This is a genomic window from Gemmobacter sp. (assembly GCF_046292685.1).
Taxonomy (GTDB): Bacteria; Pseudomonadota; Alphaproteobacteria; order Rhodobacterales; family Rhodobacteraceae; genus Wagnerdoeblera.
The window spans coordinates 33414-43150 of sequence record NZ_JBKBQM010000013.1; the positions used below are offsets into that span (position 1 = coordinate 33414).

Sequence of the window (9737 nt, forward strand, 5' to 3'; positions counted from 1 at the left end):
GTTATGGTGGGCCCCATGTCGATCTGGACCCGCATTGCCGACGCGCTGGCCGCCCTTGCCAAAGGCGAAGGGCTGGCTGCCGTGTTCGACCGCCTGCGCACGCCGCCGGAACGCTCGGTCGCCTTTACCATCGCCATCATCGCGCTGGGGGCAAAGATGGCCAAGGCGGATGGCGAGGTGACGCGCGCCGAAGTCGCCGCCTTTCGCCAGGTCTTTGCCATCCCGCCGGAGGAGGAAGGCAACGCCGCCCGCGTGTTCAACCTTGCCCGTCAGGACGTGGCGGGGTTCGAAACCTATGCCCGCAAGATTGCCGCCATGTTCCGCGACGACCGCGAGACCCTGATGGACATCATGGAAGGGCTGTTCCACATCGCGCTGGCCGACGGCGAATATCATGCCAAGGAAGACGCCTTTCTGCGCGAGGTTGCCGGCATATTCGGCCTGCGCGAATGCTGTTTTCGCGGCCTGCGCGAACGCTATGCCCCCGACCAGCCGCACGACCCCTACGACGTGCTGGACGTGGCGCCGACCGCCTCGCTGGACGAGGTGCGCGCCGCCTGGAAACGCGCGGTGCGCGAAAGCCACCCCGACCGGATGCAGGCCCGCGGCGTGCCGCCCGAGGCCGTCCGGCTGGCCGAACGCCGCCTGATCGCGGTGAATGCGGCGTGGGAGGAAATCAGCCGCGCCCGGGCCGCCTGATGCGGCTGGCCACCTGGAACGTCGAATGGTTCACCGCCCTGTTCGACGACGACAACCGCCCGATTGAGGATGACACGCCCTCGGCGCGTTACAACGTCAGCAAGCGCGCGCAACTGCTGGGCATCGGGCGCGTGCTGGCCGCGCTGGACGCCGATGCCGTGCTGATCGTCGAGGCGCCGGACGAAGGGCGCCGGCGCAGCACGGTCGAGGCGCTGGAAGGCTTCGCCGACGCCTGCGGCCTGCGCACCCGTCGCGCGACCATCGGCTTTGCCAGCCACACGGAACAGGAAATCGCCCTGCTTTACGACCCCGACGCAATGATGGTGCGGCACGATCCGCAAGGTAGCGCAAGCGTGCCCCGCTTCGATGGCACGATGGAGGTATCGCTGGGCAATGGCGCCGGCAGCGAACGGGCGCAGTTTTCCAAGCCGCCGCTGGAACTGGCCGTCACCCCGGCCACCGGCGCACCGTTCCGCCTGATCGGCGTGCACGCCAAGTCCAAGGCCCCGCATGGCGCCCGCAGCGCCGAACAGGTGCACCAGATCACGTTGGAAAACCGGCGAAAGCAGCTGGCGCAGTGCCAGTGGCTGCGGCTGAGGGTCGAGGATCATTTGCGCCGCGGCGACCGGCTGGTCGTGCTGGGCGACCTGAACGATGGCCCGGGGCTGGACAGTTTCGAAGGGCCCTTCGGCCGCTCCGGGGTCGAGGTGGTGATGGGGCTGGATGGCGACCCGGCGCTGCGGCTTTGCGACCCGCATGCCATCGCCGCCTTGCGCCACCCGCTCAGCGGCGGGCACAGCACGGCACGGTTCTATCACGCCGGAGAACGGCGGTTCTTTCCGGCCTTGCTGGATTACGTGCTGGTATCGCCCGATCTGGCGGCCCAGGGCCCCCGCTGGCGCATCTGGCACCCGTTCGACGACCCGGAATGCTGGTCCACGCCCGATCTGCGCCAGGCCTTGCTGGATGCGTCGGATCACTTCCCGGTGACGCTGGATTTCACGCCGTGACAAGCCGCGTGACAGGCGCCCTGCCCCGGCGCTAAACTGGCACCATGCGTGTCTTGACCCTTGTCTTGTGTCTGGCCCTTTCCGCCCCGGCCGCAGCGCAGCAGGCCGAACAGGCCGACCCGCCGTCGGACCTGAGCGAAGGGCTGGATCTGCTGGGCGAAGGCGCCCGATTGCTGTTTCGCGGCCTGATGGCAGAAATGGAACCGGCCTTGCAGGACATGGGCCAACAGCTGAAGGCGATGGAGCCGATGCTGCGGTCGCTGGCCGAAATGATCGGCGACATCCGCAACTACGACACGCCCGAAAAGCTGCCGAACGGCGATATCCTCATCCGCCGCAAGCCGGGCCCGCCGCCCGAGCCCCCCGAAGGCGAGGTCGAGCTTTAGCCGCCGGCAGCGATCACCTTGAACACGCAAGGGTCGCTGACCAGTTCCGGCGGGGTCTGGCACAGCCCTTGCGCCACCTGCCAGGCCGCCAGCACCTTGGGCACATAGGCGCGCGTTTCGGCATAGGGCGGAACGCCGCCGTTCTTTCTGACCGCGCCTTCGCCGGCGTTGTAGGCGGCCAGAACCATGACCGGGTCGCCGTCGAATTCCTTCATCAGCCAATCGAGATAGGCGATGCCGCCTTTCAGGTTATGCACCGGATCCTTGCTGTCGGTCACGCCAAACCGCGCGGCTGTGGCCGGGATCAGCTGCATCAGCCCGACGGCCCCGGCGCTGGATACCGCATCGGCCCGCCCGCCGCTTTCGATGCCCATCACCGCCAGAACCAGGGCGGGCGAAACGCGGGTGCCGATGGTGGCCTTCAGGATCTCGGTGCCGAAACGGCTCGCCATGTCCTGCATCGTCTGCATGCGGGGCGACGGCACCCGGGCGCCCTCGGGGCCCTTGCTCAGCATCTCCAGCGCCTTGCCGAACCGGCCGGACACCGGCCCCAGACCGGGCGAAACCTCGGCCCAGTACCAGTCGAACAGGCTTGCGGTCTGGGCAGGGGGCGGCCCTGCGGGGGCGCCGGGCGCAGCCGGTGCCTCGGGCATGGGCCGTGCGGCGGGAATGGCCAGGAGCCGTGCCTGTTCCGCCGGGTCGATCTGCACGATGGTCGGCCGTTCGCCGCGTGCCGGTGCCTTGACGCGCTTGAAGCTGAAATCGTTGGCCGGCGCCTCGGCGGCCGCCGGGGTGGCCAGCAGGCCGGCAGCAAGCGCCAGCGCCGCGCCCAACGCACGGGCCGCGCCAGGCGCCCGGTTCGGTCGATGATCCTGCATGTCTGCTCTGCCTTGTGATCCGGCTTTTGCGGCAGTTTGCCAGAAAACGCCGGCATTCCCAAGCAATGCGCGCGCCCGGGCCGAATTGGAGGCGAATCGCGGCAAAACTGCCGCGATGCGGTTGCAACACCAGGCAGGCGGAGAAAAAGTATTATTGATTTTCAGATACTTAAATCCGTTCCGACAATTCCTTAAAGAACTGAAAATACCCCGACCCCGCCCAAGTGCTGCCACGATTCGGGGGCCATATATCCTCAAGTCAGGACGGAAGGCGGACCGGAACAGAGGCCGGGATGATGCGGACCGAAGCGGCGAAACGAACCGAGCAAACCCTATGGAGGGACACGAAATGAAACTCTTCTCGCTGATCAAGAAGTTCCGCAACGACGAATCCGGCGCCGTGACCGTGGACTGGGTCGTGCTGACCGCCGCCATCGTCGGCCTGGGCGTCGTCGTGATGAACGTCGTGGGCGGCTCGATCGAAACTGTCGCCGGCGAAATGGCGACCAAGATCGAATCCACCACCGTCGGCTACGGCAACTGATCGCTGCCTGACAACCTGAACCCCGCGGCCTGACCATCAGCCCGCAGACCAAGCAAAGGACAAGACCATGAAACTGTTTTCGCTGATCAAGAAGTTCCGCAACGACGAATCCGGCGCCGTGACCGTGGACTGGGTCGTGCTGACCGCCGCCATCGTCGGCCTGGGCGTCGTCGTGATGAACGTCGTGGGCGGCTCGATCGAAACTGTCGCCGGCGAAATGGCGACCAAGATCGAATCCACCACCGTCGGCTACGGCAACTGATCGGTCGCGCCAGCGCCGAACCGGCAAGGCCGCGCCCGCAAGGCGCGGCCTTTGTCGTCGGCGCACAAGGACTTGCGGTGCCTTCAATCTTCCCCTGGACGACCCACGAAATGCCACAATCGCGGCGCAGGGTCAGACTGGGCGGGCATCAACCAAACCACACCAAGCGGAGTGCGGTATGCGTGGAAAATGGAAGTCCTTTCTGTCGCGCGAAGACGGTGCCGTCACCGTCGATTTCGTGGTGCTGACCGCCGGCGTGATCGGTCTGGCCATGCTGTTCATCCTGCCGGTGCTGGCAGAGGCGGTGAACTGGGGCCAGGCAATTGCCGACCTTGCCTCGCGCAATCTCGGCAACTGAGACGAGTGTAACGAATACGGCCGCGGCCATGGGGGCTGGTCGGCACCTGAAGGAAAACGCAGATGCGCTTGATTGCTATCGTGGTGACAGCCGTTGGCCTGGGCCTTGCCGGTTTCGGGGCCATGAAGACGTCGGAATACATCTCGGTCACCAAGGCCCGCGAACAGGCGGCCTTGAAACGCATCGTGCCGACAGTCGAGGTGTTTGTCGCCAACAAGCCGCTTCCCTTCGGCCACGTGCTGACCCCCGACGACGTGGTTGCCATTTCCTGGCCCAAGGCCGCCGTTCCCGAAAGCGCCTTCATCGACAAGGCGCTGCTGTTCCCCGAAGGCGCGCGCGGGCAGCGGACCGTGATCCGCCAGATGGAAAAGTTCGAGCCCCTGCTGGCCTCCAAGGTCACCGAACCGGGCGAGGATGCCGGGCTGAACACCCGGCTGGGGCGCGGCATGCGCGCCTTTACCTTCAAGGTCGATGCCTCGACCGGCATTTCCGGCTTCCTGCGCGCCGGCGACCGGGTGGATATCTACTGGACCGGCAGCGCCTCGGGCATCAGCGACTCGGTGCAAGGCGAAATCACCAAGCTGATCGAGTCGGGCATCAGCGTTGCGGCGGTCGACTCCTCGACCAACAGCGACAGCATCGGCGCATCGCGCACCGTGACGGTAGAGGCGACGCCGCAGCAGGTCGCCCGGCTGGCGCAGGCGCAGGTCACCGGGCGTCTGGCCCTGTCGCTGGTCGGGATCGCCGACGATACCGAAGCCGCCGCGATCGACGTGGACAAGCGCGGATTGCTGGGCATCGTGACCCAGGAGGCCGCGCCGGCCGAAGCCGCCAAGGTCTGCACCATCAAGACCCGCAAGGGCGGCGAAGTGGTGGAAATCCCGATCCCCTGCACCAACTGACCGAAGCCGGGTCGAAACCAGAAGGCGGGCCGCATCGGGCCCGCTTTCGGCATTCCGGGTCAGGCCCGGAAGTGCTTGGAAAGTTTCAGCCCCTGCCCCTGATAGTTCGAGGCGATGCCAGCGCCATACAGCGTATCGGGCACCTCGGCCATTCGTTCGTACACAAGCCGGCCCACGACCTGCCCATGCTCCAGCACAAAGGGCGCCTCGTGGCAGCGCACCTCCAGCACACCGCGGCTGCCGGCGCCGCCGGCCGCCCGATGCCCGAAACCGGGGTCGAAGAAGCCCGCGTAATGCACGCGGAATTCGCCGACCATCGCCAGGTAGGGCGCCATTTCGGCCGCGTGGTCGGGCGGAATCGTCACCGCCTCGCGGCTGACCAGAATGTAGAAGGCGCCGGGATCGAGGATGATGCGGCCATGCGCGCTGCGCACATCCTCCCAGAACTCGGCCGGGTCATAGGCACCGATCCGGTCCAGATCGATGACGCCGGCATGCGGCTTGGCCCGGTACCCCACCAGGTCGCCCGATTGCGGCCGCAGGTCCACCGAAAAGCCCAAGCCCCCCGCAATCAGCGGCACGCCATCCACCAACGGCTCGCGCGCGTGCAAGGCGGCCAGCGCCGCATCGTCCAGCATGGCATCGCCGCGGCGCAAACGCAGCTGGTTCAATCGCATTCCAGGCCGGACCAGCACCGAAAAACTGCGCGGGCAGATCTCGGCATAGAGAGGCCCCCGGTAGCCTGCAGGAACGCGGTCGAACTCGACCCCGCCATCGGTGATCGTGCGCGTCAGCAGGTCGAGCCGCCCGGTCGAGGATTTGGCATTGGCCACCGCCGACACATCGGGCGGGAGCGCCAAACGCTCCATCAACGGCACGACATAGACGCAGCCCTTTTCCAGCACCGCCCCTTGCGTCAGGTCCACCCGGTGCATCTCGAACTCGGCGATGCGGTCGGCCACCGGGCGCCCCTGCCCGGCCAGAAACGAGGCGCGCACGCGATAGGCCACGGTTCCAAGCCGCAAGTCCAGGCTGGCAGGCTGCACCTGACCCGCCACCGCAGAAAACTCGGCCGCGATGATGCCTTGTGCCAGCATCGCGCGAATCGCCTGTGCCGGCAAAACACCGTCAGCCATGAGCCTTCTCCCGGAAACGGAATCGCCCGCGCTGCCATGCGGCAGGCGGGCGATTTCGGTGTTGGTCGGGCCGGTGAGATTCGAACTCACGACCTTCCGCCCCCCAGACGGACGCGCTAACCAGGCTGCGCCACGGCCCGACGAGGCGGATACATACCCATATTCCGGGCCGGGGCAAGCGCGAAAACGCATCGGACCTGCGATCAAAGCGCGCTGTTCGGCATTGCATGCAGCCGATGGCGCAGCCCGCGCAAGGCGGCCACCAGGGGCAGCAGGTTCGCAGGTGCAAACCGACCCGGCGGCAGGGCGCGCAACCGCCTGGCCAGCGCGTGCGCTGCTCCGGGGGTCTCGGGCAACGCCATCGGCTGCGGCTCAGGCGCTTGCGATTGCGATTGCGATTCGTCGGGCGGCAGGGGCCCCTTGGCCGGCTTGTCGGCCACAAACTGGAACAGTGGCAAACCGTCCAGGGCATCGGGCGCCGGCGGCGCCTCCTGGGGCGGCGAGGGTTCTGCTGCGGGGGTGAACGCTGGCGACGCGTCAGGAACCGCCTCTGGCCCGCCGGGGCCACCCGCGACGGCCGCTGTGGCAACGGTTTCCTGCGGCACCTCCGGCACCTGAACCGGCGGGTCAGCGGCGATGGGGCCCCCGGCCCCCTCGGATGCAGAAACCGCATCGGACGCTGCGCGCGGCCGGGGGCCGGGCCATGCGATCACCCGTTCGGCCGGTTCGGCAGGCACCACGGCCGACAGGTCCAGCGCATCCTCGCCGGCCCATTCCTGCTGCGCCTCGGCCACCAGATCGCGCGCCTCGACCAAGGCGCAGACGTGGCGAACACCGTGTTCGCGCAGGATTTTCTGCACCCCGCGAATCGTCATGCCTTGCTCGTGCAGCAACAGGCGAATGCCGGCCAGCAAGGCAACATCGGTGGGCCGGTAATAGCGTCGGCCACCGGCCCGCTTGACAGGGCGCACCTGCGGGAACCGGCTTTCCCAGAACCGGAGCACATGCGCGGGCGTTTCGAGCAGATCGGCGACTTCGCTGATCGTTCGAAACGCCTCGGGCGACTTTTCCATCCGCCCTTCGCCTTTCAGCCCTTGGCCCCGGCGGCCACACGATCCTTCATCAGGTGCGAGGGCCGGAACGACAGCACGCGGCGCGGGCTGATCGGAACCTCCTCGCCGGTCTTGGGGTTGCGCCCGACCCGCGCGGCCTTGCCGCGGACCGAAAACGTGCCGAAGGACGAAATCTTCACCGTCTCGCCGGCCACAAGCGCGTCGGACACGTGTTGCAGCACGGATTCGACCAATGCCGCAGATTCGTTGCGCGACAGCCCCACCTCGCGGAACACCGCCTCGCTGAGGTCCATGCGCGTCAGCGTCTTTTCACCCATTCTGTCCCCCCGGATTTGCCCGCAAGCATGCGTCAGGGCAATTTCCGAGTCAATATCAACGGCTTGTGCCCGCGTTTCGCGCCTACCAGCGCAGAACCACCGCACCCCAGGCCAGACCGCCGCCGATCGCCTCGGTCACCAGCAGGTCGCCTCGGCGGATCTGGCCGCGCGCCTTGCCCACCGACAGCGCCAGCGGGATCGAGGCCGCCGAAGTATTGCCATGATCCTGCACGGTCACGACCACCCGTTCCATCGGCAACTGCATCTTGCGGGCGGTGCCTTCGATGATGCGGATATTGGCCTGATGCGGCACGATCCAGTCGACATCGCCGGGGCCGAGGCCGGCCTTGTCCAGCGCAGCACCCGCGGTTGCCGCCAGCTTTTCGACGGCATGGCGGAACACCTCCTTGCCCTCCATGCGCAGATGGCCGGTGACCCCGGTCGAGACGCCACCATCGACATACAGGATATCCTTGTGCCGCCCGTCGGAATGCAGGTCCACCGACAGGATGCCACGGTCTGCGGCGGTGCCCACGCCTTCGGCGGCCTCCAGCAGCAGCGCCCCGGCACCGTCGCCGAACAGCACGCAGGTGCTGCGGTCGGACCAATCCATCAGGCGCGAGAAGGTTTCCGCCCCGATGACCAGCACCCGTTGCGCCAACCCGCCGCGGATCATCGCATCGGCATTGGCCAGCGCGAACACGAAGCCCGCGCAGACCGCCTGAACGTCGTAGCCGAAGCCGCGCGTCATGCCGAGCCCGGCCTGCACCATCGTGGCGACCGAAGGAAACGTCAGGTCGGGGGTCGAGGTGGCGACGATGATCGCATCGACATCGCCCGCGTCAAGCCCGGCATCGGACAGCGCCGCCCGAGCCGCCTTGGTGGCCAACATCGAGGTGGTTTCGCCTTCGGCCGCGAAATGCCGCCGCTCGATCCCGGAACGCGAGCGGATCCATTCGTCGGTGGTTTCGACCAGCGATTCCAGATCGGCGTTGGTGACGATCCGGTCGGGCAGGCAATGGCCTACGCCCCGGACCACGGCGCGGATTGTCATGGTTGTGCCCCGGCTCCTTCCCCCTGCCCGGGGGTATCCTGCCCCGCGCCTTGCGCGGATGCAACCCGTGCCGCCAACCGCTCGATGAACCCGGCCCGCGCAAGGCGGGTCGCCAGATGGATCGCAGCCTCGACCCCGGTGGCATCGGCCGAGCCGTGCGACTTGACGACGGTGCCGTTCAACCCCAGGAACACGCCGCCGTTCACCCGACGCGGGTCGATGCGGGCTTGCAGGCGCTTGAGCGAATTGAGCGCCAGCAGAGCCGCAATCCTGGACAGGAAGGTGGCGTTGAACGCCTGTTTCAGAAACTCGCCGACCAGCTTTGCGGTGCCTTCGCCGGTCTTGAGCGCAACATTGCCGGTGAAGCCATCGGTCACGATTACATCGACCCGGTCGGAGGGAATGTCGCCGCCTTCGACGAACCCGACGAAATCGAAGCCGCCCGGCCCGGTGGCCGAGGCGATCAGGTCGTGCGCGACCTTCAGTTCGGCGCGCCCCTTGTGTTCCTCGGTGCCGACGTTCAACAAGCCCACACGCGGCCGCGCCAGCCCCAGGCCGTTGCGGGCGTAGGACGCCCCCATCGTGGCATATTGCAACAGATCCTCAGGGTCGGCCTTCACATCGGCGCCGACGTCCAGCATCACGTTGAAGCCGCCCGGGTTACGGCTGGGCCAGAGGCAGGCGATGGCCGGCCGCGCCACGCCGTGCAGCCGCCGCAACCGCAGCATGCTGACCGCCATCAGCGCGCCGGTATTGCCGCAAGACACCGCCGCCGACGCCTCGCCGCTGCGCACGCCATCGATGCAGGACCACATCGAGGTGCCCATGCCATGCCGCATCACGTGGCTGGGCTTGTCTTCCATCGTGACCACGCGTTCGGCGTGGCGCAGGGTGACAAAAGCCGAAAGCTCCGGCTTCTTGTCCAGAAGCGGAGCCAGAACGGACTTGTCGCCATGCAACAGGATGTGAACGTCCGGGTTCGCGGCGACAACAGCCGCTACTCCAGCAACCACGACCGCCGGGCCACGGTCCCCGCCCATCGCATCCACCGAAATCACCACCCGCTGCCGGTCAGCGGCAGGTGAGGGGACTTGCAGTGCGGCAGGGCCCATGATGCA

General features: G+C 67.3%; 13 protein-coding genes and 1 tRNA gene. 7 read left to right on the forward strand and 7 right to left on the reverse strand.

Going from position 1 to position 9737, the window contains the following annotated elements:
* Positions 1 to 15: 15 nt before the first annotated feature.
* Genes ACK4S2_RS05525 through ACK4S2_RS05535 form a run of 3 tightly spaced genes read left to right on the forward strand, consistent with a single transcriptional unit; the run spans position 16 to position 2095 of the window.
* Positions 16 to 699: a TerB family tellurite resistance protein gene (locus tag ACK4S2_RS05525; RefSeq protein WP_409621282.1), complete on the forward strand. Its 684-nt coding sequence runs from the start codon at positions 16 to 18 to the stop codon at positions 697 to 699.
* Entirely contained in the window at positions 699 to 1709 is a 1011-nt protein-coding gene (locus ACK4S2_RS05530; protein ID WP_409621285.1) for an endonuclease/exonuclease/phosphatase family protein, read from the forward strand. The genes ACK4S2_RS05525 and ACK4S2_RS05530 overlap by 1 nt, the downstream gene beginning before the upstream one ends.
* A gap of 44 nt (positions 1710 to 1753) precedes the next feature.
* Positions 1754 to 2095: an AAA+ family ATPase gene (locus ACK4S2_RS05535; protein WP_409621288.1), complete on the forward strand. Its 342-nt coding sequence runs from the start codon at positions 1754 to 1756 to the stop codon at positions 2093 to 2095.
* Here the strand turns inward: ACK4S2_RS05535 and ACK4S2_RS05540 are convergent.
* Complete coding sequence (locus ACK4S2_RS05540) at positions 2092 to 2973, reverse strand: lytic transglycosylase domain-containing protein (protein WP_409621291.1); 882 nt, start codon at positions 2971 to 2973, stop codon at positions 2092 to 2094. The two genes, ACK4S2_RS05535 and ACK4S2_RS05540, sit on opposite strands and share 4 nt — an antisense overlap.
* Before the next feature lie 349 nt (positions 2974 to 3322).
* On the opposite strand from ACK4S2_RS05540, the gene ACK4S2_RS05545 reads away from it, so the two are divergent.
* The 4 genes from ACK4S2_RS05545 to cpaB all read left to right on the forward strand — a co-directional run bounded on the left by ACK4S2_RS05545 (position 3323) and on the right by cpaB (position 5039).
* Positions 3323 to 3517, forward strand: coding sequence for a hypothetical protein (locus ACK4S2_RS05545; protein WP_409621293.1), 195 nt, complete (start codon positions 3323 to 3325; stop codon positions 3515 to 3517).
* Positions 3518 to 3584: 67 nt separating this feature from the next.
* Positions 3585 to 3779, forward strand: coding sequence for a hypothetical protein (locus tag ACK4S2_RS05550; RefSeq protein WP_409621293.1), 195 nt, complete (start codon positions 3585 to 3587; stop codon positions 3777 to 3779).
* Between the two features lie 178 nt (positions 3780 to 3957).
* Positions 3958 to 4137, forward strand: a complete 180-nt coding sequence (locus ACK4S2_RS05555; RefSeq protein WP_409621296.1) for a hypothetical protein — start codon at positions 3958 to 3960, stop codon at positions 4135 to 4137.
* Positions 4138 to 4199: 62 nt separating this feature from the next.
* The gene (gene cpaB, locus ACK4S2_RS05560; protein ID WP_409621299.1) at positions 4200 to 5039 is read left to right on the forward strand and encodes a Flp pilus assembly protein CpaB; all 840 of its coding nucleotides are present in this window, start codon (positions 4200 to 4202) and stop codon (positions 5037 to 5039) included.
* A 59-nt stretch (positions 5040 to 5098) separates the two neighbouring features.
* On the opposite strand, the gene ACK4S2_RS05565 is transcribed toward cpaB, so the two are convergent.
* The 6 genes from ACK4S2_RS05565 to plsX form a co-directional block, all read right to left on the reverse strand.
* Entirely contained in the window at positions 5099 to 6175 is a 1077-nt protein-coding gene (locus ACK4S2_RS05565) for a 2'-deoxycytidine 5'-triphosphate deaminase (RefSeq protein WP_409621301.1), read from the reverse strand.
* Between the two features lie 62 nt (positions 6176 to 6237).
* Positions 6238 to 6315: transfer RNA gene (locus tag ACK4S2_RS05570), tRNA-Pro, on the reverse strand.
* A gap of 63 nt (positions 6316 to 6378) precedes the next feature.
* The gene (locus ACK4S2_RS05575; protein ID WP_409621302.1) at positions 6379 to 7248 is read right to left on the reverse strand and encodes a MerR family transcriptional regulator; all 870 of its coding nucleotides are present in this window, start codon (positions 7246 to 7248) and stop codon (positions 6379 to 6381) included.
* A 14-nt stretch (positions 7249 to 7262) separates the two neighbouring features.
* Entirely contained in the window at positions 7263 to 7565 is a 303-nt protein-coding gene (ihfA, locus tag ACK4S2_RS05580) for an integration host factor subunit alpha (RefSeq protein ID WP_409621304.1), read from the reverse strand.
* A gap of 82 nt (positions 7566 to 7647) precedes the next feature.
* Positions 7648 to 8619, reverse strand: coding sequence for a beta-ketoacyl-ACP synthase III (locus ACK4S2_RS05585; protein WP_409621306.1), 972 nt, complete (start codon positions 8617 to 8619; stop codon positions 7648 to 7650).
* Entirely contained in the window at positions 8616 to 9731 is a 1116-nt protein-coding gene (gene plsX / locus ACK4S2_RS05590; RefSeq protein ID WP_409621308.1) for a phosphate acyltransferase PlsX, read from the reverse strand. Before plsX ends, ACK4S2_RS05585 begins: the two co-directional genes overlap by 4 nt.
* Between the last annotated feature and the right edge of the window lie 6 nt (positions 9732 to 9737).